We start from the raw sequence: 24,256 nt of genomic DNA, 5'->3' as shown, positions 1-24,256 counted from the left end.
TATTTTTTATATTTCTTTCCTTAAATAAATCTTTTATATTTTATAACATTCTTTTATTCCATTATTTAATATATTCATAACTTCTAGAACTTCCTCTTCCTTTACTGGGAGTTCTTTATTATTTATAATGGCATCATACATTGCATTATAAATTTCACTATAATCACCATTTGGGCTTTCTATTACTTTAGTAATATCATTTCCTTCATTATCTATATAATTTAATTTTCCATAGTTTTCTTTAATATCCGATTTGAATTCCTTATCCCAAGGCATTATATTAGCTTTCAGACATTCTTCTTGTTTATCAATACCGTATTTAATAAAACTTCCATTAAAACCATGTAATATAAATTTAGGATACTCCATTTTTACTAAGTGATTAGTTTTCACAATAGCTTTAAAGTTGTCATAAAACATACATACTTCATAATAATCATCTGGATTACCTTTAACTCTTATACTTCTTATATCATAAGTTACCTTATCTGGTTTACCAAATATAGATACTATTTGATCTATAGTATGTACTCCAAGTCCATAAAAGGCACCATCGTATGGAGAACCATCTACCTTAACTAAATCTTTTCTATAATAATCAAAATGTGATTCTAATTCAACTAAATCACCTAATACATTACTTTCTATAACACTCTTTAATGCTAAGAAATCACTATCATATCTTCTATTTTGATATGGCATTATAAGAAGATTTTTTTCCCTTGCAATTTCATATAATTCTTTGCATTCTTTACTTGTTCTAGTAAAAGGTTTTTCAATTAAAACATTTTTATTATGATTAAGAGCTAATTTAGCATATTCATAGTGTGAATCAACATGAGTACATACCGTAACTAGATCTATTGTACTATCATTTAAAAGCTCATTGACATCTCTAACAAATTTAATACCATACTCTTTATATTTTTCTTCTAATTCTTTCTTTTCTGTTCTACTAAATATTTTTACTACTTCAAACTTTTCTTTATTTAATATATATGGAAGATGATATCTATTAGCACTTTTACCAAATCCTATTATTCCAATTCTAAGTTTTTTCATATACTCCCTCCAAAACCTCACAAAATTTTTATTCTTATTATATAATAAAGAATATTTAACTGTCTGTAAACGTATAATTTAAATAACAATACCTCTCTAAAAATCTAATTTAAAATGTCCAACATAGATATTTGCTACAATTTATGTTGGACATCTTTTATTTTATAAAATTATACTAAGTAAATATAATATCCATATATGTACTGGATAAAATATATAAAAGAATTTTCTAAAATCTTTACCTTTTTCTCCATTATAGAAATATATAAATGGTATACAAAATACCATCATCCAAACAGGATATTGTAGCATTCTTTCTATATTAAAACCTGGTAAAAATAATGCTGAAAATACAATAGTTGCAAGATACATATCTCTTCTATTATTAAAACATTTATAGAATATAAATACGAATGCAGGTCCTATTATAAGTGATTGCGTACATATTCCTAAAGATACTGCAACTAATACTTTTATAAATGCTATTGTTGTATGACCTGTTCTTATTTGAACCATACCATTTAGCATAACAAAAGCAGCTGACATTGAAAGTAATATATTATTAGGTAAAATATATAACTTTGTATTAAATGCATAATTTAAGATAAAGTTTGAAATTACCATTAAAAATATAAATATTATTGCTTTTTTATCAGTAATTATATCTGTTTTATAAGTTAATACAATAAGGATAATGGCAAGAATTGCAATGCCTACGAAAACTATATAAGGTATATAATTAAAACTGCTAAGTTCTAAAGTTCCTCCGTCCATCCCCCTATGTCCTATTAATGACATAATATTATTCCCTAAAAATATAACTTCTGAAGCTAGTAGTAATCTTTTTAAATAATTATTTCTTGAAGATGTCTTAAAGTAACCTTCCACTAAAAGATATAAAAATACTGGAAGTGCTATTTGACCTACATAATTAAACCAAAAAGGTGCTCCTTTAAAAAATATGGCTATATTTCCAAGTATCATAAAAATTGTCATAAGTATTTTAAGCTTAAATCTATCCATATTATTCTCCTTTGTTTATTATTACATTATTAAATTATACCTCTTAAGCCTTTACATTAAAAGTCTTTTGTAATACCATATCTAATAGATATAAATTAAAGAGGTGAATATATGTACATATTATCATATAAAGTAAACTACAATGAAGTTGATGAAATAATAAATGAGCTACAAATAAATGATATATTCAATGTATTTTATGAAAATCCACTTGAAATAACAACTGATGAATTTGGCTATGGTTATGTTGAAAAAGATGATGAGCCAATTATATTAAAAGTTGCTTATGATGAAGATATTGAAGGATTAGATAATTTTAAAGATACAGTTAATAAAATCGTAAATAAAGAATTATTAAATGTAGAAGAAATTAATTATGAATATGAAGAATTTAAAATGCCTGCTGTTTTAATTGGTAATGAATGGGTTTTAGCTGATCCAAGTGATGAAGATATTGAAGGAAGAAAAAAAATTAACTTTATTTCACAAGGTGCCTTTGGTACTGGATTACATGAAACTACTAAAGATTTATTAAATATAATATTATCTAAAGACTTTACTAATAAATCAGTATTAGATATAGGAACTGGTTCTGGTATATTATCTATTGCAACATCTATTAAAGGAGCTTCAGAAGTTGTTGCACTTGATATAAGAGATGTAGAAGATGAAGTTCTTTTAAATGCTTCTTTAAATGGATTAGATAATATCAAAGTTTTAGTAGGTGATGCCCTGTCATCAGATATTACTATATATTCTAAATTTGATTGGATTTATATAAATATAGGTGGAGCTGAAACTGAAATGTTTATGCCATTTATAAAAGAACACCTAAAAGAAGATGGTATACTTTTAGTATCAGGCTTAGTATCTTGGAGTTTTGATTCAGTTAAAGATATGATAACTCAAAATAATTTTGAAATGATTGAAAAATACCAAACAAATGAATGGTGCAGTGCAATCTTTAAGTAAAATAAAAAAGGCCTTTTAAAGGTCCTTTTTATTTTTTTTCTTATTCTTCTTTTTATTTTTTAATTTTTCTTCTGTCTTTCTTCTTTTTTCTTCTTTTTCTTTCTCTATTTGTAGTCTTTCAAATTCTTCCCTTTTATCTCTAAACTTGATTGACTGCCTAATAATTAAAAGCCAAAATGGAATCCATATTAAACCTAATAATGCACCAGATATTATACAAACATCAAAATCTAATCCATTATTTGCGTTTACAATCATTGCTATTAATGCCGCTATTAATCCAACTAATAATGAGGACTTTATTCTAAACCCCTTGTTTATTTTACATTTTTCCACATACCATACTAATAACTTCATATATTTCCTCCTGTTGTTAAACCCTCTTTATACTTTAATATTCTATAAAAACTTACTAATTCCTCCTTTTAACAAGAGTATATTTTCATGAATTCCAGTGTAATTTTTTAGAAATTCACTTATTTTTCATTAAATTCTCTTCAAAATTTCTTGCTAATTTTTCTTAAAATATTATAAATTTTCAGTATATTTTGTGGATTTCTTATAAATCCACACTTTTCCTCCCATGATATAAGCTATTATGCTATACTATAATAAATATCAAGAGGAGGTCTTTTTTTATGAAGAAATTTTTGATATCTTTTTTTACCATATCGACATTAATGTTTCATATTGCTTTCCCTGCTTTTGCAGATGATGCAAAAAAAACAATCGATGAAAATAAAGTTCATTTTAATCAAATAAGTGATGAAATCAAAACTTTAGATAGTAATATACAAGCTTTAGATGGTGATATTAATTCACTTAACTCAACAATTGAAAACAATAAAAATAAAATAACTTCTATTGAAAATGAAATTAAAACAACTCAAGGAAAAATAGAATCAACAAAAAAGCAGATTCAAGATGGACAAGATGTATTATCAGAAAGACTAAGAGCCATTTATAAAAGCGGTAATTATTCAATATCAAATTATTTAGCTTTTATATTTGAATCAAATGGACTTGCAGATTTACTTGGTAGAATCAATGCAGTTCAAAAAATAGTTGGAGCAGATACTGATATGATTACTGAATTAAAAGGTAATGAACAGGCTCTTCAAAATGACATCAAGAATCTAAATGACAATAAAAATCAAATAGTAAAACTTAACGAAGAAAATACTTCTAAATTAAAAACTCTTGTAGATAAGCAAAATACTTTAAAAGAATCAAAAGCAAAATTTGATGAACAAAAAGCAAAAGTTCAATCGGTTATTGAAGAAAATGAAAATAAACTTATTGCAAATCCTATAAGCATTATAGATTCATCATCATCTTCTATAAGTGCTCTGCAAAACGCAGTAACTACTTTAAAGGATTTAATTCCTCAATTATCTACAAATAATGTAATTAATAAAGCTAATTCTTATGTATCTAAAGGAAATAGCTTAATAGATCAAAAGAAAAAGGATGAGGATAAAAAGAAAGAAGAAAATAACTCTAATAGTAATTCAAACAATAATAGTTCAAATAGTGGACCATATTTAAAAACACTTACAGTTGAAGCGACAGCTTATTCAGGTCATACTATTACTGCAATGGGTACTAAACCTGTTAGAGATCCTAACGGTATTAGTACAATAGCTGTAGACCCTAATGTAATACCTTTAGGTTCTAAAGTATTCATACCCGGATATGGATATGCTATTGCAGCAGATACTGGTGGTGTTATCTTAGGTAATAAGATTGATTTATTTATGAATTCAAAAGAAGAATGTATAGCTTTTGGTAGACAAACAGTTACAGTTCATATTATTTCCTACTCTTAATATGGTAAAAATTGATTAAAAGTAAAAGATAAAGCGACTTAATTTTAATTAAGTCGCTTATTTTTTAGATTTAATCCTTCCTTTTTTATAAACTTCATATTCATACCCATTTTCTTTTAAAAACTGGCTTAAAGCCTTAATCATTTCATAATTATGTGATACATGCATATCAACAAAATATTTAGTATCTTCTTTAGTTAATTTATTCTTATAATTACTTATTACGTTCTTATTTACACTTAAAGGCGCTTGTACATCATTTTTCATATCATATGCTTTATTTTCTGCCTTAAATATAGCGTCTGCTCTATTTTCTATTTCTTTTAAAATTTTATCTAATGGCCAATCTAGTTCTATATACTCTTTAAAATCTTCTAAAGTTAATTTAGTATTTAATTTCTTATTTACTGAATCTATAGCACTTTTCATAGATATTTTATATATATTTTTTTTATTTTTTTCATTTTCTTGTTCGTTTTTAAGAATATTTGCTTGCATATCAATGTCTTCTTTAATACTTTTTAATGTACCACTAAGATTTAAATACTTATCCTTAACTGTTAATTTTGTTGCATACTCTTCATTTAAATTATAATTTTTTATACTTTCTTTAATATATTCTTTTGCTATAAGTCTCTTTTCTTCTCTTCTTTTATCATCATATATTTTTATTCCGTCTTTTATTGGTCTTTCTACTTCTGTTATTAAATTTATAAGATCCTTACATTTAAATTCAAATTCTTTTATTGGTTTTTCCATTTCTTTTTTTACATTTTTTCTATATTCATCAATACCTCTTCTGAGTTTTGCTAAATCCTTTTGAGTTGTTTTGCATTTTTTTAAATTTTCTTCTGTAACTATAATTCCTCTATATTTATCCATAGTATCTTCTAATGATGATTTTACTTCATTAAAATTCATTAAAATTATGGGTAATCTTTTTTTAACTTCTATCTCTTTCATAAGCTAAAACCTCCTAAAACTCAAAATCTTCTAGATGTTTTTCTTCTTTTTCTTCAGGTTCTATCTTTGTTTCTTTAATTTCTATTTCTTCTTTCTTTTTACTTTCATTACTCTTTTTCTTTTTATTAAGCATTTGAATGCATGTATTTAATGCTGAATTTGGTATATCTTCAACTTTTTCCACTCCAACCCATGTTAAGAATCTACTCTTATCAACTCCTGTTTCGTCTATTAAACTGTTTATTGTCATTACTCCTGCCTTATTTATCTTTCTTTTTGACTCTTCTGCCTCTTCATCTACTGCACCAGAATCTATAACATCTGTTTCTGCTATTTCAAAAGCCATCATATAAAGATATCTTCTTGCAAAACTTTGAGTTCCTCCGATATTTTGAATTGCACTACATCCCTTTAATGTTGCAACTTCAATTGGTGTTGACCATTCCCTAAATATATCTGGATTTTCTGTATCTTTAATATATAACCAAGCTTGGTCTTTAGTGTATTTAAATTCTGTATATAGCCCTATACTTAAACAAATTTCATTAACGTGTGGAAGAAAGTCACCAAGTTCAAAATATTTATAATGAGCAAACTTATTATATCCTGTTTTCTTTAAATCCCTTTTTTGAAGCTCCACTCTTGCTTTCTGTATTTTTTGATATATATTTAAGTTATTATCATCATTTTTTGCTATTAAATTATCAATATCAATTTTAATATTTTCAAAGTTATCTGACATTCTCTCAAAGCTATACATTACATCGGTTTTATCAATATTATTATCTTCATCAATTCTTATGTTATTTATGTCATTTTCTAATTTTATAATGCTTTTATTTACTAAATCTAAACCTTTTTTTATTTCAATAAGCCCTTTCATATAAATCCTCCATTCTTTAAATTATTTATTCCTTATACATAGTATTTGCATTTTAAACTGCCTTAATCACTTATTAAAACTTATAGAATTTATATTAGAGGTAATTTTATAAAAAAATAGAAGTACTTTAAATATTTGAATTTAAAGTACTTCTATCTTTTTTAATTAAATCATTTTATTTTTTCTAAAAAATATTTTAAAAAGGTTAAATCCTCTGTAAGTTCTGGATGAAAGGATGTAACAAAAATATTTTTCTCTCTAGCTGCTACAATTTTATTTTTAACCTTACATAATACTTCTACATCTTTTCCTACTTCAGTAATATATGGCGCTCTAATAAAGACTAATTCTATATCTTTATCTTCTATTCCTTTTATATGTCCGTATTCCTTAAAGCTATCTATTTGAGTTCCAAAGGCATTTCTTTTTACCTTAATATCCATAACAGCTAAATGTCTTCTTTTATCATTTTCAATCTCTTTAGCTAATAAAATCATTCCTGCACATGTTCCAAATGTCGGTAATCCATTAACTATTCTTTCTTTAATTGATTCCATTAAATTAGTAATATTAAGGAGCTTGCCAATTGTTGTACTTTCTCCACCTGGAAGTATTATTGCATCTATATTCTCTAAATCTTTTTTATCTTTAACTTCTACTGCTTCATGATTAAGAGCCTCTATATGTTTTATATGCTCAATAATACCTCCTTGAAGTGCTAGTACTCCTATTCTCATTTTACCATCCTCTTTCAGCATATTTTACTTCAATTTCCTTAGCTGAATTTCCACTCATAGCCTCTCCAAGATCATAAGATACTTCTGCAAGTTTATTCGGATCATTATAATAAGTTGTTGCTAATACTATAGCTCTAGCTCTTTTTTCTGGATTCTCTGATTTAAATATACCTGACCCTACAAATACTCCTTCACTTCCAAGTTGCATCATAAGAGCTGCATCTGCTGGTGTTGCAATTCCTCCCGCTGCGAAATTAACAACTGGTAACTTTCCATTTTCATGAACATATTTTACTAGGTCATATGGTGCATTTAATTCTTTTGAAATTGTCATTAATTCTTCTTTTGGAGCATTCTTTATTTCTCTAATTTCATCCATTATTTTTCTCATATGAGTTACAGCTTGCACAACATCTCCAGTACCAGCTTCCCCCTTAGTTCTTATCATTGAAGCTCCTTCTCCAATTCTTCTTAAGGCTTCTCCTAAGTTAGTTGCTCCACACACAAAAGGAGCTTTAAATTCACTCTTATTTATATGATACCTATCATCAGCTGGTGTTAATACTTCACTTTCATCAATAAAGTCTATATTTAAAGCTTCTAATATTTTAGCTTCAACAAAATGTCCTATTCTAACTTTAGCCATAACAGGTATTGATACAGCTTCTTGAATTTCTTTTATCATTTTAGGATCTGACATTCTAGCTACTCCACCTTCTTTTCTAATATCAGATGGTACTCTTTCAAGCGCCATAACTGCACATGCCCCTGCTTTTTCTGCAATTATAGCTTCCTCCTTATTTGTTACATCCATTATTACTCCGCCTTTTAGCATTTGTGCAAGGTTTTTATTTATTGCTTCTCTTTCCATTTATATTCCCCCTTGAAATTTTTGGAATTACTTTTGTATCTATCCTAATACTAAAAGGAAGTTTATGCAAATGTATCGCTACATTGCAGAAAATTTTATTTATGAAAATTAACTAATAAAATCTAATACAATTATATAAAACAAAAGGTTGAATAAAATAATTTTCTATATCTTATTCAACCTTAAAATTGTTGAATCCGTTCTTCCTGAATGTACATTTGCAGTCACAGAACTTCCCATTATTACTATAGCTATACTTATAGTAGTAATTTTGAACTTTGTTGATTTCAAATTGATTAAAATTATGATCTCATATAATTATCCAATATATTACAATATTCGTTATATTGTAAACTTCTAACACTAAAATTAAAGAAAAAGGATAGAACTATTTATGAAATTTTTAAAGCATTTATTTTTACTATTAGTATGCCTTATATCTTCTATATTTTTATGTATGAAATTTTTTGACGATATATTAGTTAGAGTGGTATCATCAGAATCTTCTTATCTTATTGTAAGAGTATTTTTAACTATACTACTATATTGTTTGATTATTTCAATTAAAAATAAGCAAGTAAGTAAATCTCAAATACATCTAGTCTTTATAATGTATTTAATGTGTATTTTTGCTTTTACTTTCTTTAAAGGAATATATGGAGATGGAGCAACTGGTATAAACTTAAATCCACTTAAAATAATTAATGATTTTAAATTATCAAGTAATACAATCTTATTGCTACTTGGAAATCTATTTTTATATATACCTATTGGTATTTATATTAGATATATTTTCAACACTTCAAGTATAAAGTTATTTATAGGAATTATTGTATATTGTATAATCGTAGAAATTATCCAGTATATAACTAAGCTTGGTATTTTTGATATAAATGATATTATATTAAATTCATTTGGCTTTATTATAGGAGTTTTAATATATGAAAAGATAAGGCGTATTTGTGCTAATTCTACAAAAGAAATTAATAAAAATAATAATTTTAATATGAAAAGATACAATGAAACTAAAAAAGGTTGAATAAGTGAAACATCTGTTTCTCTCATTCAACCTTAACATTCAACTCATGCGAGATAAGCCATAAGCGGAGTTCTGTATTAAGCAATCATCTATCTAGACTTGTTATTGCTAACAAGCTCAAGCGACACACCACGAAGCGGGACGGGCCGCCCCAAAACGCTTCTTTCTCGGTCTTGCTCCAAGTGGGGTTTACATAGCCATAATGTCTCCATTATGCTGGTGAGCTCTTACCTCGCCTTTCCATCCTTACCCAAGAATCCAATCTTAGGCGGTATATTTCTGTTGCACTTTCCTTCGAGTCGCCTCGACTGGCCGTTAGCCAGCACCCTGCCCTATGGAGCTCCGACTTTCCTCTCCTAGCTCTAAGGCTAGCAGCGATTGCACGTCTTACTCGCAGTACTTATGATATCATATATTTTATTTTTTTACAAATATAAAATTTTCCATTTAACATATGAGCTGTAGAATTAAAAGCAATAGCGCTATGATTATTATTCCTGAAAATCCAACTCCCATAAAAATCAATGCGATAAGTATTGCACAATATACGCAAAGTCTAAGTGGAGTAAACCAACCATTTAATCTACAACCTCTAAAGAAATTCGGTCCTAAAAAATTTCTACATATGAAGAAAAAATCTCCAAGTCCACCTTTGCCTCTTCTACCCATAATCCCATCCCCATTAAATATTATTATCATTATTTAATATATGCGATTATTTTATTTATGTTACTAAATAAATATATATGGGTCTTTCGATTCTTTAGATTCTATAAATTCTATATCTTTAAACTCATTTCTTATATCATCTAATACTCTTAAAAATACTAACCACTCAGTATTAAAATGACCAGCATCAATAATAGAGATTCCAAGTTCTTTATAATCTGATGCAAAATGATATGTTGTATCACCAGTTATTATACAATCAGCACCTAATCTTACAGCTTCACTAATAAAGTCTTGACCACTTCCATTTATTATAGCTATTGTTTTAATAGTATCATTTCCTTTTACTACTCTTAAAGTATCAATATTTAAAACATTTTTAACCTTATCTACAAGACTACTTAAAGAAATTTCTTCTTCTAATCTAACTATTCTTCCAAGTCCTGCTTCATCAAAAGATTTAATTTTTGATTTTTCTATAATTTCATTTGATTTAAATCCAAGCATCTCAACTATAGTTTTATTGATGCCATTTTTAGCTGAATCTAAATTAGTATGACTTGAATATAAAGCTATATCATTTTTTATAAGTTCAGTTATTTTATATCCAAGTAAATCATCAGGAACTATTCTGTTTGGCTTTCTAAATATTAAAGGATGATGAGTTATTATCATATCGCATTTATTTTCTATAGCTTCATTTAAAACATTTTTAGTACAATCTAATGCAAGTAATATTTTCTTAACATCCTTATCTTTAGATCCAACCATAAGACCTACATTATCAAAATCTTCTTTTAAAATTTCTGGTGCTAGGCTTTCCATAGCCTCCATAATATCTCTAACTTTCACACTCATATAAATTTATCCTCCTAATTTATATTATCTTAAATAATTTTCTAAATTAGTTAGTATATTTATTTTTGCTTCTAGTTCATTTTTTCTAGCTTCTGCACTTTCTGTATCGTCTTCTATAAATCCTAAAATCTTTTCATATTTTTCTTTTTTATAAGTTATGTAATCTTTCATTAAAGGATGTCTATCTCTTAATAGCTTTGGACTTATTTCGTAGTAAATAGGATCAAGTGAAGTTTCTTCTCCTTCCTTTACTCTTACTTTAAATAATTCATAATATTTATCTTCATCTATACATAAATCTTCTTCTATAACTTCATATCCATTTGTATAAAGATATTCTCTTAGTACTTCAGGATTTTGAGCTGGTTGAAGTATTAAAAATTTAAATCCTTTTGCTTTTTCTTTATCAGCTTCAAGAATGTCTCTTATTAAATTCCCACCCATTCCAGCTATTACACAAGCATCTACTTCATTAACTTCTACAGTGCTAAGTCCGCCACCTAATCTTGTATCAATCTTTTCATCAACTTCTTCAAATATAGCATTAAGCTTTGCCTTATCTAACGGATCCTTATTTATATCTGATGCAATTGCACTTTTACAAATTCCATTTTTTATAACATATATAGGAATGTATCCATGATCTGTTCCTACATCTACTAATGTATCACAATCCTTTATGTGATTTACTATTAAATCTAATCTTTTACTTAATTCCATAATTTTTCTCCTACTTCAAACTGATGATTTTTTATTATATTTTGTCTTTAGTTTCAGTTATTTATTATAGCATATAAAATAGAAAATAAAAATCTATTAACTCACTAAAAAGGCACTAGAAATCCTTCTAGCGCCTTGCTATATTAATCTAAATAATCTTTAAGTTTTTTACTTCTTGATGGATGTCTAAGCTTTCTTAAAGCTTTAGCTTCTATTTGTCTTATTCTTTCTCTAGTAACATTGAATTCTTTACCAACTTCTTCTAGAGTTCTAGCTCTTCCATCATCTAAACCAAATCTTAATCTTAGAACTTTCTCTTCTCTTGGAGTTAATGTATCTAAAACATTTATTAATTGCTCTTTAAGCATTGTAAATGCAGCAGCTTCAGCAGGTGCTAATGCATCATCATCTGGAATGAAATCTCCTAAGTGACTATCTTCTTCTTCACCAATTGGAGTTTCAAGTGAAACTGGTTCTTGTGCTATCTTTTGGATTTCACGAACCTTTTCAACAGGTAAATCCATAACCTTTGATATTTCTTCTGGGAATGGGTCTCTTCCAAGTTCTTGAAGTAATTGTCTTTGAACTCTTATAAGTTTGTTTATAGTTTCAACCATATGAACAGGTATTCTGATTGTTCTTGCTTGGTCTGCTATAGCTCTTGTTATTGCCTGTCTTATCCACCATGTAGCATAAGTTGAGAATTTGAACCCTTTTCTGTAATCAAATTTTTCTACAGCTTTAATAAGACCTAAATTACCTTCTTGTATAAGATCTAGGAATAACATACCTCTTCCAACATATCTTTTAGCGATACTTACAACAAGTCTAAGGTTTGCTTCTGCTAATTTTTTCTTAGCATATTGGCTACCTTGCTCTATCTTATTAGCAAGTTCAATTTCTTCTTCAGAAGATAATAGTGGAACTTTACCTATTTCTTTTAAATACATTCTAACTGGATCATCTATTGCAATACCTTCTGGTACAGTTAAATCTAATTCTTCTTCCTCTTCTTCTTTATCTGCACCATGAGGTTCACCTATAACTTCTATACCCATTGACTCTAAAACTTCATAGATTTTTTCTATTTGTTCTGGAGTTAATTCTATATTATCAATTTCATCCATTATTTCTTTGTATGTTAATGAACCATTCTTCTTACCTTTTTCTATAAGGTTTTTGACAATTGTCATTCTTTGATTTCTATCCTTCTTATCTTCTTTACCTTTTACATTTGTTTTTCCTGCCATAATTTTGTTACCTCCTTCCGTCATGACCAACTAATCCCTCTCTCCCTTTTTAAGTGCATCATTTATCTTATTTAATTCTAATGCAACTTTAATTGACTCTTCTATAAGTCCATTATTTTCTAATTCTTTTAGTTTTTTTCTAAGAAGATCTAACTGTTTAGTTAACTTAAAGTTTTTAATTTGCTTTATGTAATCTAATATTAGTCTGTGTTTATCTTCTGCTTTTAAAACTTGGAATTCTTTTATCTTTACCCATTCTTTAGAAGACTCAACATCATCACAACCGGCTTCTACATGCAAGTTAGTATTCTCTAACCCTTTATCTTTGCTTTCTTTTATTAAGTTAAAGATTTTTGCATGTGCCTTAGAATTTAAATCATCTGATGAAATATTTTCTATTATTTCATTATAATAATCCTCATCTAACATTAATTTTATTAATGATTTCTCAGCTTTTACATAACCTGGCTCTACATATAATTTTGTTCCAAATTCTTCCTTTTTATTCATAAAATCTTCACTTTTCGTATTTTTTGTCATAGAAATTAAGTCATATAGTGACTGCTCTTTAATTCCTGTGTCTTCTGATATACTTTTTACGTATATATCCTTCTCTACAGGGTTTAAATTTGCCAGAATTTCTGTAACTCTATTTCCATACTCTATAAGCGAACTTTTATCTTTAAAGTCTATTCCATCCTTTGCTTTTTTTAATCTATAAGAAATAAGACTTTCTGCTTTATTAACTAACTTTAAGAAAGCATCTCTTCCATTACTTCTTACAAATTCATCTGGATCTTTACCTTGTGGAATTTGTAGAACTCTAACATCAAATCCAGCTTCTTTTAAGATTTCAAGTCCTCTTAATGTTGCTGTTTGACCTGCAAAGTCTGCATCGTATGAGATTATAACTTTATCTGCATATCTTTTAAGTAATCTTGCTTGATTAGTAGTAAGTGCTGTACCTAAAGATGCAACTACGTTTGTTATTCCATACTGATGAAGTGATATTAAATCCATATATCCTTCAACAATTATAAAATATCTCTCTTCATTTTTATGTTTTATAGCAAAGTTTAATCCATAAAGATTAGTTCCTTTTTGGAAAACTAATGTTTCTGGTGAATTTAAATACTTAGGTTTAGAATCGTCTAAAACCCTACCACCAAAACCAATAACATTACCTTTGCTATTAAATACAGGAAACATTACTCTATTTCTAAATCTATCATAAATAGTTCCCTTTTGACTTTTTAAAACAAGACCAGCTTCAAGCATAAGCTCATCATTAAAGCCTTTTCTCTTAAGGTGAATTCTTAAGTTTTGCCACCCATCTTTTGCATAACCTAGACCAAATCGTTTTATAGTTATTTCTTTTATGCCTCTATTTGTGAAGTATTCTTTAGAATTTTTATCTCTTTGAAGATTAGAGAAAAAGTATCTTGCAGCCTCTACATTCACTTTATATAAAAGTTCTTTCTTTTTTACTACTTTACTTTCTTCTCCATTACCAAGATCTAATCTGATATTAGCTTTTTCAGCTAGAACCTTACATGCTTCTATAAAATTTAGATTTCTATTTTTCATTACAAATGTAAGTACATTACCAGCTTCTCCACATCCAAAACATTTATATATTTGTTTATCTTGTGAAACACTAAAAGAAGGTGATTTTTCATTATGAAATGGACAAAGTCCCATGTAATTACGACCTGATCTTTTTAACTTTACTGTCTCTGAGATAATATCGACAATATCATTTTCTTGCTTAATTCTTTCAATTGTTTCTTCTGTAATATGCAAGGAGCTTCACTCCCTCCTAAGCTTTTTTATGCAACTTATATTTTATTCGACATTTTTTTCAATATTCCTTCTTTTATTTGCATATAATTTTATAATTATTTTTTTTATTCCGTCTTTAATACTTATTCTTCTTAAATATCGAAATTCCTTCTTTTTATCCGATAATTTTATGTTTCCTAATTTTGTATATTTTATTCTCTGTTTTAGTATATTACTAACTTTGGAACATATATTTCGTTAAACTTATTTAGACAATAATCGTCACTCATGCCCGCTATATAATCACTTACTCCTCTATCTACCCCATCTTCTTTTACAATATCCCTGTAAAGCTTTGGCATTTTTTCTGGATGTTTAACATAATAATTTATAACTTGCTCTAATATAAATTTAGCCTTTTCTCTTTCTTCCTTTAAAATATCTCCTAAATAAATATTTTTGAACATGAACTTTCTAAGTTCTCTCATCGCTTCATCCTTTTCATCACTTAATGAAACTTTTAATATTCCATTATCTAAATTTTTATTAGATTCCTCTATAAAATCCGAAACTAAAGTCCCTATTCTTTCTGAATGAGTTTTTCCTAAAACTTTAATAATATCTTTTGGAAGATCTTCTTCCTTTAAAAGATTAGCTCTTATAGAATCATCTATATCATGATTTATATAAGCAATTTTATCAGAATATTTAACAACTATTCCTTCTAAAGTCATTGCATTGCTACTTTTACTTTTTGAAAGTCCACTATGTTTTAATATCCCATCTATAACTTCTTTCGTTAGATTAAGTCCTTTGCCTTCTTTTTCTAACTTTTCAACAACTCTAACACTATGCTCATTGTGTCTAAACCCTTCGTTTAAAAATTCATTTAATACTTCTTCTCCATTGTGTGCAAATGCAACATGACCTAAATCATGACCTAAAGCTATTGCTTCTATTAAATATTCATTTAGTCCAATTCCTATTCCTATTGTTCTTGCAATCTGAGAAACTTCTAATGTATGAGTCAATCTATTTCTATAATGATCTCCTTTAGTTCTTATATAAACTTGCGTTTTATCTTTTAATCTTCTAAAAGCCTTTGAATGTATTATTCTATCTCTATCAATCATAAAACATGTTCTTACATTCTCATTCTCTTCATGTCTTTTTCTACCTAGCGAATTTTTTGAATGTTTTGCAACCTCTCTTAATGTCAACATTTCAAATCTCTCAATTTTCTCTCTTATATCCATATAAATTCACCTCTTATCAATCATTCTATATTTATCTTTAAATTCCTTTAATTATTACTATAATTTATTATTTGCAATAATTTTAAATTTATTATTTAAATTTATCTTATTCTATTTCATATTCTTGATTAATAAAATAATAATAAGCAATTATATAAGGAGTATGATTTTTATGGTAATAGATAGCAGAAAATTTGATGTTATAGATATATTTTCAGAACAAAGTATAAAAGATAATGTACTGATCCATTATGGTTTAGAAAATGCTAAAGTTAATATTGTTAAGTTTAAAAACACAGATAAGCAACGTGCCGTCTATAAAGTTTGTTATAAAGGTAATTGTTACTGCTTAAAAAAGGTTTACTTTGATGAAGCTAACCTCTTATTTGTGTACTCTGCTTTAGAATGGCTTTGGCAAAATGGTATTAAAACTCCAAAACTTTTAAATTCATTAGATGGAAATAAATATGTTAAATTTAATGATATGTACTTTATACTTACAATTTGGATTAATGGAGTAAAATGTGACTTTGATAATGTAAATCATGTTTTAACATCATCTAGACAAATAGCTGGAATTCATTCTTGCAGTAAAAATTTCTTTCCAATTAAAGGTAGTGAGAACAGAAAAGGATTTGATGATTATTACATATCAATATCAAAACATCATGAACAATTAATTGAAAACTATAAGTTAGCTAATAAAATTAAAGACCCCTTTTCTAATGAATTCTTAAAGCATTATGATGATAATTTAAAACTATCAAAATATTCATTATTAATATCTTCAAACATAGATTGCAATGAACTATCTAAATCTTTATGCCATGGAGATTACGTAAATAAAAATATAATATTTGATTTTGAAAAAAATATTTGGGTAATAGATTTAGATAAATGTAAACTTGATTATTCTGCACGTGATTTATCCTATTTATTAAGAAGATTATTAAGGCGTGATTCTACTTTATTTAATATTGAACTTACTTTATCAATATTAAGAGAATATAATGAAATTCATCCACTATCTCAATCTGATATTAGATATATTTTATCCTATATAGCTTTTCCTCAAAGATTTTGGAAAGTATCTAGAGATTATTATAAGAATATGAGAAAGTGTAATAAATATTCTTTCTTAACATTATTAAAGAAATCTAATGAAACAGTTTACTTCCATTTAAAATTTATGAAAAAAATTATTCCAAGAATAGAAAGTGAATATGGATTTAAATTATATTAATAATAAAAACAGCTTAGAAATTAATCTAAGCTGTTTTATTTTTATCTATTATTTTTAACTTGTGCTTGTGCTGCTGCAAGTCTTGCAAGTGGAACTCTAAATGGTGAACATGATACATAGTTTAATCCTATATTATGGCAGAATTCAACTGATGAAGGGTCACCTCCATGTTCTCCACATATTCCAAGCTTAATATTAGGTCTTGTACTCTTTCCTTTTTCAGCAGCCATTTTAACTAATTGTCCAACGCCTGTTTGGTCTAGTTTAGCAAATGGATCTTGTTCATATATTCCATTATCATAATATGATGATAAGAACTTAGCTGCATCATCTCTTGAGAAACCAAATGTCATTTGAGTTAAATCATTTGTTCCAAATGAGAAGAATTCTGCTTCTTTTGCAATTTCATCTGCAGTAAGTGCAGCTCTTGGTATTTCAATCATAGTTCCTACAGTATATTCAATGTTTGTTCCTTTTTCTTTCATTACTTCTTCTGCAGTCTTTACAACTACATCTTTAACAAATTTTAATTCTTTAACTTCTCCAATTAAAGGAATCATTATTTCAGGAACAACATTATATCCTCTTTCAACATTAACTGCAATTGCAGCTTCAATTATAGCTCTAGTTTGCATTTCTGCAATTTCTGGATAAGTTACAGCAAGACGACATCCTCTATGTCCCATCATTGGATTAAATTTATGTTTTTCATCTACTGCATTTTTAATTTTTTCAACATCAATATCTAATTCTTTAGATAATGCTAAAATATCTTCCTCTGTGTGAGGTAAGAATTCATGTAGTGGTGGATCTAGAAGTCTTATAGTTGCAGGCATTCCTTTAAGTGCTTCATATATTCCAATAAAGTCAGCTCTTTGCATTGGTAAGATTTTAGCAAGTGCTTTTCTTCTATCATCTTCATTTTTAGCAATTATCATTTCTCTAACTGCTAATATTCTGTCTTCTGCAAAGAACATATGCTCTGTTCTACAAAGACCTATACCTTCTGCACCAAATTCAACTGCTTGTTTTGCATCTCTTGGTGTATCTGCATTTGTTCTTACTTTTAATTTTCTTATACTATCTACCCATTCCATGAATGTAGCAAAATGTCCTGTTATTTCTGGAGTAACAGTCTTTATCTTTTCGCCATATATATTTCCTGTTGTTCCATCTATTGAAATAAAGTCTTTATCTGTATAAACCTTTCCATTAACTTCTAATGTTCTCGCTTCTTCATTAACTTTTAATGCTCCACAACCAGCTACACAGCATGTACCCATTCCTCTAGCAACAACAGCTGCATGAGAAGTCATTCCCCCTCTTACAGTTAATATACCTTCTGCTGCTATCATACCTTCAATATCTTCTGGAGAAGTTTCTAGTCTTACTAAAACAACTTGTTCACCTTTTGCAGTTCTTTCCTTAGCTTCTTCTGCAGTGAATGCTATTAATCCACACGCAGCTCCTGGTGATGCTGGAAGTCCTTTAGCTATTGGTGATGCTTTCTTTAAGTCTTCATCATAGAATGCTGGATGAAGTAAAGTATCTAATTGTTTTGGTTCAACCTTTAATATTGCTTCTTCTTTAGTTAACATTCCTTCATTTACTAAATCAACAGCTATTTTAAGTGCAGCTTGAGCTGTTCTCTTTCCGTTTCTTGTTTGAAGGAAGTATAGTTTACCTTCTTCTATAGTTATTTCCATGTCTTGCATATCTTTATAGTGGTTTTCTAATGTATTTACAATATCTATAAATTGTTTATAGATTTCAGGGTTTTGTTCTTCTAGTTTCTTTATTGGAAGTGGTGTTCTAATTCCTGCAACAACGTCTTCACCTTGTGCATTCATTAAATATTCACCATATATTTCTTTTTCACCATTTGCAGGATTTCTTGAGAATACTACACCTGTTCCTGATGTTTCTCCTTTATTTCCAAATACCATTTGTTGAATGTTTACAGCTGTTCCCCATTCACCTGGAATATCATTTAATCTTCTATATACTATTGCTCTTGGGTTATTCCATGATCTAAATACAGCTGTTACAGCTTCTATTAATTGAGTTTTTGGATCTTGTGGGAAATCCTCACCTTTTTCTTTTTTGTATATAACTTTATATTGATCTACTAGTTCTTTTAAGTCATCAGCAGTTAATTCTGTATCAAATTCAACTCCTCTAGCTTCTTTTATCTCGTCGATTTTATTTTCAAATAATCTCTTTTCTATACCCATAACAACATCTGAGAACATTTGAATAAATCTTCTGTAAGAATCGTAAGCGAATCTTGGATTGTTAGTAAGCTTTGCCATAGCTTCAACTGCTACATCATTAAGACCTAAGTTTAATATTGTATCCATCATACCTGGCATTGAAACTCTTGCTCCTGATCTTACTGAAACAAGTAATGGATTTTCTGTACTTCCAAATTCTTTTCCTGTTTCTTTTTCAAGCTCTTTCATTGCAATTTCAATCTCTTCAATTATTGAAGGTGCTATAACTTTATCGTCCTCATAATATTTATTACAAGCCTCAGTTGTAACTGTAAATCCTTGTGGAACAGGAACTCCTAGAATAGACATTTCAGCTAAATTTGCCCCTTTACCGCCTAAAAGATTTCTCATTGATGCATTCCCTTCTTTAAAAAGGTAAACGTACTTTTTCTCCATCTCAATACTCCTCCGTTCAATACTAATGTTATATATACTAACGGAACTATTTTTCTATTTGCTCCGTAGTTTGCTTAATAAAAATTATTTACTCTCGCCTAATCTGACAAATAACTTTGTAACGTTAGTTTTTGATACTTTACCCACTATTTTGTATTGTTCCCTATTGTCTACCATAATTTTTTCTACTATTGGAATACTGTCTATTTCATGATCAATGATTTTTCTTGCTATATCATACGCCGCATCATCAGCATTACCGCATATAATATTTGGCATTCTTGTCATTATAACTCCAATTGGAACTTGATGAATATCAGTTCCTCCAATAGCAATCTTTAGAAAATCTTTTCTTGATACAGCTCCTGTCAAAAGTCCTTCATTTTCAACGAATATAGTACCAACATCATTTAAGAACAAGTATACGATTGCATCGTACACTGTAGTACTTTCATTGACTACTGATGGTTTTGACATAATGTCTGAAACTTTAATCTCACTTATATACTCATGTACCAAGCTACTCTTTGGTTTGTTTGAATATACATAACCAACCTTTGGTCTTGCATCTAATGTTCCTAGCATTGTTAAAATTGCAAGGTCTGCTCTAAGTGCAGCCCTAGTTACTCCTAGTTTTTCTGCTAAAGCCTCGCTAGTTATAGGCTGTCCTTCTTTAACTAATCTAATTATTTCTTCTTGTCTAGCTGACAGTTTCAAATATATCCCTCTTTTCAACCTAAAAAGGAATATTCAGATAAATGATTCAATTGTTAAATTTTTTAATCATATACTAATTATACCATGTAATTATTATTTGACTATACTAAATTTTCTGAAAAATCCAACAAATCTATCGAATATTCCTTATTTATTCTTATTAACTTTATAATCTCTCTATTTTTCTCCTATTTTCTTCCATTTATTCTTCATCTTTGAAATTCACAGTATAAGTATAAACAGTTTCATCTTCACCATGAGACTTTACTTTATTTGACTTCTTATTTATAAAATCAAACTTAGTATTATTAATTTTATTCTTAACTATACCAGCAAATTCTGATGCCTTACCCTTTGCTTCTGAAGCAGCTTTTTTAACATATTTATTAACTACTTCTACTGAACCATCACATCTTGTTATTTCTATTGTTATTTTAGTTGCAACAGCCGCTATAACACCAAATGCTAAGACTGGTGGAAGAATAACTGCTATAACAGCAGCTGCTATTCCTGCATTAACAGGTACATCAACTAATACTGCATCATCTTTTTTAATCTTAATTCTGCTTATATTTCCCTTTTCTATAACACTTTTAAGCCAAGTCTTAAATTCCTCTACAGTTTCGTCTTTTTCTTCCCCCGTAATTTCTGGATTTTCTTCTTTAACTTTTTCTGTTTCAGCAAATGGAACTACAACATTATTTTCTATATATATTAATGCTTCTAATAAATCGCCTTTATTAATAGTTAAAGCTTCTTTAGCTATTTCATAGCTAACTCCAGTTCTTTCTCTTATTTGGTCTACTTTTTCTAATGTTATATCCTTCATAAATTATCACTCCTTTAAATAATTTAGCATTTCTAAGCTTTTAGGTTTTTTAGCATAGTTTGATGAAATTATAAATGTCGTAACTCTTTCTATTTCTTTTTTTATTTCTTTAGATAAGTTTAACATATATATCTTTTCCAAGTTAGTATTTAATAAAAACCTAAGTGCATTATAAGCTCCCTTTGATATATGTAAACCATGAGTTTTAGGACATTCATCACATACGCCACCAAAATTTGATAAACTTATATAATTTGAAACCTTTAGTTTCTTTTTACAAGCAACACATTTGTCTAATATAAGTCCATATCCAGTAGCTCTTAATAATCTAAGTTCGAAAGCCCTAATTAAAAGTTCATAGTCAATAGCATCTGTATCTAACAAGTATAATGTAGTTACAAAATCTCTATATAAACTTCTATTACTTTCCCCATCCATAAGTGCTATGTCTATTAATTCACACAAATACGATGAATAAGTAAGCTTATCTAAGTTCCCCATAAGACCTTGAAATGAATTAATTATTTTACCTTCTTGAAGATTAAATAAATTCTTCCCTTTAAAGACCATATAATCCCCATAACACAGTGGAAGAGTTATGGCAAAGAGCTTACTTTTATTTTTCTTTGCCCCTCTTCCTATAGCTGTTATTTTTCCAAGCTTTTCTGTGTACAACCAAATAAGTTTATCATTTTCTTTGTAATCATGGGTCTTAATTATTACTCCACTTGTCTTAAATAATGACAACTAAATCAGCCCCCCAAAACTACTTTAATTTCTTATAACCAAGCTCCTTAAGTAAGTTTTGATTATCTCTCCAGTCTTTTCTAACTTTAACCCAAGTTTTTAAGTTAACTTTAGTTCTAAGGAATCTTTCTAATTCATATCTTGAAGTTTCACCAATCTTTTTTAATGTTTGACCATTTTTACCTATAATTATTCCTTTGTGTGAATCTTTCTCACATATTATATCTACTTCTATGTGATAAGTTCCATTTTCTTTTTGTTTCATTTGAATTACATCAACAGCAATACCATGTGGTATTTCATCTCTTAATGTTCTAAGAGCCTTTTCTCTAACTATTTCTGAAACTACAAATCTTTCTTGAACATCTGTAATCATATCTTCTGGATAATACTTAGGTCCTTCTGGTAATTCATTAGCCATAAGTTCTAATAACTTATCTACATTCTTACCTTTCATAGCTGATATTGGAATTATTTCTTTAAAATCAAATTCATTTGAAAAATCAGCTAAGCTTTTAGCAACTGTTTCTTGAGTAAATTCATCAATTTTATTTAAAACTAAAAATACAGGAACATTTTTTCCTCTTAATGTTTCTAAAATGAATTTATCTCCTCTTCCTATTTCTTCTCCTGGATTAGTTAAGAAAAGTATAAGATCAACATCTTTAGTTGAATCCTTTGCTGAGTTTACCATGTATTCACCTAATTTATGCTTTGGTTTATGAATACCTGGTGTATCTACAAACACCATTTGATAATCGTCTGTAGTTAATATTGTTTGTATATTGTTTCTTGTAGTTTGAGGTTTATTTGAAACTATTGAAAGTTTCTCACCCATTATATAATTCATAAGTGTTGATTTACCAACATTTGGTCTTCCTACTATTGAAATGAATCCTGATTTAAACATATTTCCTCCTAAGTCTACTCTAGATCTCTCTTTGAAAATGATCCAGGCATTATTTCTTCTAATGTTTTTTCTATAAAATCATTTTCGTTTTTAACTATATAAATCTTTATATTTTCGTTTTCTGCAAACTCTGTAATTACTTGTCTGCATATACCACATGGATAAGTATAACTATTAGTGTCACCTATTAATGCAATCTCTTTAATAACCCTATTACCATTACTAACACCATTAAATATAGCTGTACGTTCAGCACAGTTTGTTGCACCAAATGATGCATTTTCTATATTGCAACCAGTGTAGATGTTACCATCTTCAAATAAAACAGCAGCACCAACTTTAAAGTTTGAATAAGGACAATATGCCTTCTCTCTTACTTTGATTGCCTCTCTTATTAAATTCATGTTTGCCATATACTATCCCTCATTTCAAATATTGTGTATTCTAATACTTATTGTGTGCTATTTATTATAACACTAATACATGATTAAAAAAAGTTATTCTAACAAAGCTTTACAGTTTGAACATAGTAAATATAAGAAGTGTTATTAAAATACCAAATAAAGCTCCTACTATAACTTCAAAGGTAGAATGCACTTCTGAGTCTACTCTGCTTTGTGCTGTTATTAAAGCCATTAAAAAACTAAGCATTATACATACAGGTTCTTCTGTAATTAGTGATATTGCTGTAGCTATTGAAAAGGATAATGCACTATGCCCACTTGGCATACCTCCTTTTAATGGAGTTCCTTCACCAAATATAGCTTTAATTATTACAGTTAAAATTGACACAATAACAAGAACAATAAAAATCGTATATGGATGTGATCCTTTTATTTTATTTAATAGCACAAGGGAAATTGTAGATAACTTATCCCAAAATATAATATACCCTACACATACAGCATTTATTGCAGTTAAAAGCACAGCTCCAGCTGCTACATTTTTTGCTATTTTAGCAAGTGGATGATAATAATTAGTTGTCATATCAACAGTAGCTTCTATTGCAGTATTAAAAAGTTCTGCTCCAATTACCATAGTTATTGTAATAGCAAGTATTAAAAATTCCCCTTTAGATACATCAAACAAAAGACATGCCATTAGGATAAATAGTGTAATTATCATATGAATTCTCATATTTCTTTGTGTTCTTACAGTATATATAATTCCATCTATAGCATGATTAAAACTATCGACCATCTTTTTTAATCTCATACTTATCACCCT

24 protein-coding genes and 1 other RNA gene are annotated in these 24,256 nt (G+C 28.1%); 4 read left to right on the top strand and 21 right to left on the bottom strand.

What is annotated here, in order from left to right:
- Window positions 1–33 precede the first annotated feature (33 nt).
- Together ACZ5TJ_RS05845 and ACZ5TJ_RS05840 are read right to left on the bottom strand one after the other, a co-directional pair.
- The gene (locus ACZ5TJ_RS05845; protein WP_464201935.1) at window positions 34–1,062 is read right to left on the bottom strand and encodes an oxidoreductase; all 1,029 of its coding nucleotides are present in this window, start codon (window positions 1,060–1,062) and stop codon (window positions 34–36) included.
- 162 nt (window positions 1,063–1,224) lie between these two features.
- Window positions 1,225–2,085, bottom strand: coding sequence for a TraX family protein (locus ACZ5TJ_RS05840; protein ID WP_464201934.1), 861 nt, complete (start codon window positions 2,083–2,085; stop codon window positions 1,225–1,227).
- Between the two features lie 111 nt (window positions 2,086–2,196).
- Here ACZ5TJ_RS05840 and ACZ5TJ_RS05835 point away from each other — a divergent pair, with 111 nt between their 5' ends.
- Window positions 2,197–3,057 (top strand): 50S ribosomal protein L11 methyltransferase, encoded by an 861-nt coding sequence (locus ACZ5TJ_RS05835; RefSeq protein ID WP_464201933.1) that lies wholly within the window; start codon window positions 2,197–2,199, stop codon window positions 3,055–3,057.
- Window positions 3,058–3,072: 15 nt separating this feature from the next.
- Here the strand turns inward: ACZ5TJ_RS05835 and ACZ5TJ_RS05830 are convergent, their stop codons facing one another.
- On the bottom strand, window positions 3,073–3,414 hold the full coding sequence (locus ACZ5TJ_RS05830; protein ID WP_464201932.1) for a hypothetical protein: 342 nt from the start codon (window positions 3,412–3,414) through the stop codon (window positions 3,073–3,075).
- Window positions 3,415–3,695: 281 nt separating this feature from the next.
- Between ACZ5TJ_RS05830 and ACZ5TJ_RS05825 the strand changes: the two genes are divergently transcribed.
- Window positions 3,696–4,886, top strand: a complete 1,191-nt coding sequence (locus tag ACZ5TJ_RS05825) for a 3D domain-containing protein (RefSeq protein ID WP_464201931.1) — start codon at window positions 3,696–3,698, stop codon at window positions 4,884–4,886.
- 57 nt (window positions 4,887–4,943) lie between these two features.
- On the opposite strand, the gene ACZ5TJ_RS05820 is transcribed toward ACZ5TJ_RS05825, so the two are convergent.
- The 4 genes from ACZ5TJ_RS05820 to pdxS all read right to left on the bottom strand — a co-directional run bounded on the left by ACZ5TJ_RS05820 (window position 4,944) and on the right by pdxS (window position 8,340).
- Window positions 4,944–5,849, bottom strand: coding sequence for a DUF1351 domain-containing protein (locus tag ACZ5TJ_RS05820; RefSeq protein WP_464201930.1), 906 nt, complete (start codon window positions 5,847–5,849; stop codon window positions 4,944–4,946).
- 13 nt (window positions 5,850–5,862) lie between these two features.
- Entirely contained in the window at window positions 5,863–6,732 is an 870-nt protein-coding gene (locus ACZ5TJ_RS05815; RefSeq protein WP_464201928.1) for an ERF family protein, read from the bottom strand.
- 170 nt (window positions 6,733–6,902) lie between these two features.
- Window positions 6,903–7,469, bottom strand: a complete 567-nt coding sequence (pdxT, locus tag ACZ5TJ_RS05810) for a pyridoxal 5'-phosphate synthase glutaminase subunit PdxT (RefSeq protein ID WP_464201927.1) — start codon at window positions 7,467–7,469, stop codon at window positions 6,903–6,905.
- A gap of 1 nt (window position 7,470) precedes the next feature.
- A complete protein-coding gene (gene pdxS, locus ACZ5TJ_RS05805; RefSeq protein ID WP_464201926.1) occupies window positions 7,471–8,340 on the bottom strand; it encodes a pyridoxal 5'-phosphate synthase lyase subunit PdxS in 870 nt (289 codons plus the stop codon).
- Window positions 8,341–8,734: 394 nt separating this feature from the next.
- On the opposite strand from pdxS, the gene ACZ5TJ_RS05800 reads away from it, so the two are divergent.
- A complete protein-coding gene (locus ACZ5TJ_RS05800; protein WP_464201925.1) occupies window positions 8,735–9,379 on the top strand; it encodes a VanZ family protein in 645 nt (214 codons plus the stop codon).
- 45 nt (window positions 9,380–9,424) lie between these two features.
- Here the strand turns inward: ACZ5TJ_RS05800 and rnpB are convergent.
- The 7 genes from rnpB to ACZ5TJ_RS05765 all read right to left on the bottom strand — a co-directional run bounded on the left by rnpB (window position 9,425) and on the right by ACZ5TJ_RS05765 (window position 15,914).
- Window positions 9,425–9,773, bottom strand: an RNA gene (rnpB, locus tag ACZ5TJ_RS05795) — RNase P RNA component class A.
- Window positions 9,774–9,826: 53 nt separating this feature from the next.
- The gene (locus ACZ5TJ_RS05790; RefSeq protein WP_464201923.1) at window positions 9,827–10,048 is read right to left on the bottom strand and encodes a hypothetical protein; all 222 of its coding nucleotides are present in this window, start codon (window positions 10,046–10,048) and stop codon (window positions 9,827–9,829) included.
- Window positions 10,049–10,111: 63 nt separating this feature from the next.
- Window positions 10,112–10,906, bottom strand: coding sequence for a Nif3-like dinuclear metal center hexameric protein (locus ACZ5TJ_RS05785; RefSeq protein ID WP_464201922.1), 795 nt, complete (start codon window positions 10,904–10,906; stop codon window positions 10,112–10,114).
- A 24-nt stretch (window positions 10,907–10,930) separates the two neighbouring features.
- Window positions 10,931–11,626 (bottom strand): tRNA (adenine(22)-N(1))-methyltransferase, encoded by a 696-nt coding sequence (locus tag ACZ5TJ_RS05780; protein ID WP_464201921.1) that lies wholly within the window; start codon window positions 11,624–11,626, stop codon window positions 10,931–10,933.
- 143 nt (window positions 11,627–11,769) lie between these two features.
- Window positions 11,770–12,900, bottom strand: coding sequence for an RNA polymerase sigma factor RpoD (rpoD, locus tag ACZ5TJ_RS05775; RefSeq protein WP_039310515.1), 1,131 nt, complete (start codon window positions 12,898–12,900; stop codon window positions 11,770–11,772).
- 6 nt (window positions 12,901–12,906) lie between these two features.
- Complete coding sequence (gene dnaG / locus ACZ5TJ_RS05770) at window positions 12,907–14,679, bottom strand: DNA primase (protein ID WP_464201920.1); 1,773 nt, start codon at window positions 14,677–14,679, stop codon at window positions 12,907–12,909.
- 203 nt (window positions 14,680–14,882) lie between these two features.
- Window positions 14,883–15,914 carry a deoxyguanosinetriphosphate triphosphohydrolase gene (locus ACZ5TJ_RS05765; protein ID WP_464201919.1) on the bottom strand — a complete coding sequence of 344 codons (1,032 nt, stop codon included), beginning with the start codon at window positions 15,912–15,914 and terminating at the stop codon, window positions 14,883–14,885.
- A 172-nt stretch (window positions 15,915–16,086) separates the two neighbouring features.
- Between ACZ5TJ_RS05765 and ACZ5TJ_RS05760 the strand changes: the two genes are divergently transcribed.
- Entirely contained in the window at window positions 16,087–17,157 is a 1,071-nt protein-coding gene (locus tag ACZ5TJ_RS05760; protein ID WP_464201918.1) for a CotS family spore coat protein, read from the top strand.
- Window positions 17,158–17,198: 41 nt separating this feature from the next.
- Here the strand turns inward: ACZ5TJ_RS05760 and ppdK are convergent, their stop codons facing one another.
- From ppdK to ACZ5TJ_RS05725, 7 genes are all read right to left on the bottom strand, one after another.
- The gene (gene ppdK / locus ACZ5TJ_RS05755; protein WP_464201917.1) at window positions 17,199–19,826 is read right to left on the bottom strand and encodes a pyruvate, phosphate dikinase; all 2,628 of its coding nucleotides are present in this window, start codon (window positions 19,824–19,826) and stop codon (window positions 17,199–17,201) included.
- Between the two features lie 84 nt (window positions 19,827–19,910).
- The gene (locus tag ACZ5TJ_RS05750; protein ID WP_464201916.1) at window positions 19,911–20,543 is read right to left on the bottom strand and encodes a helix-turn-helix transcriptional regulator; all 633 of its coding nucleotides are present in this window, start codon (window positions 20,541–20,543) and stop codon (window positions 19,911–19,913) included.
- A gap of 202 nt (window positions 20,544–20,745) precedes the next feature.
- Complete coding sequence (locus tag ACZ5TJ_RS05745; protein WP_464201915.1) at window positions 20,746–21,372, bottom strand: DUF4342 domain-containing protein; 627 nt, start codon at window positions 21,370–21,372, stop codon at window positions 20,746–20,748.
- Window positions 21,373–21,378: 6 nt separating this feature from the next.
- Window positions 21,379–22,119 (bottom strand): DNA repair protein RecO, encoded by a 741-nt coding sequence (recO, locus tag ACZ5TJ_RS05740; protein ID WP_464201914.1) that lies wholly within the window; start codon window positions 22,117–22,119, stop codon window positions 21,379–21,381.
- Between the two features lie 19 nt (window positions 22,120–22,138).
- A complete protein-coding gene (era, locus tag ACZ5TJ_RS05735; protein WP_464201913.1) occupies window positions 22,139–23,029 on the bottom strand; it encodes a GTPase Era in 891 nt (296 codons plus the stop codon).
- A 14-nt stretch (window positions 23,030–23,043) separates the two neighbouring features.
- Complete coding sequence (locus ACZ5TJ_RS05730) at window positions 23,044–23,442, bottom strand: cytidine deaminase (RefSeq protein WP_464201911.1); 399 nt, start codon at window positions 23,440–23,442, stop codon at window positions 23,044–23,046.
- Window positions 23,443–23,542: 100 nt separating this feature from the next.
- Window positions 23,543–24,244: a diacylglycerol kinase gene (locus ACZ5TJ_RS05725; RefSeq protein ID WP_464201910.1), complete on the bottom strand. Its 702-nt coding sequence runs from the start codon at window positions 24,242–24,244 to the stop codon at window positions 23,543–23,545.
- Between the last annotated feature and the right edge of the window lie 12 nt (window positions 24,245–24,256).

It is taken from the genome of Clostridium budayi (assembly GCF_055396605.1).
Note: the sequence above shows the minus strand (reverse complement) of the source record. Positions and strands in the feature narration are given on the sequence as shown.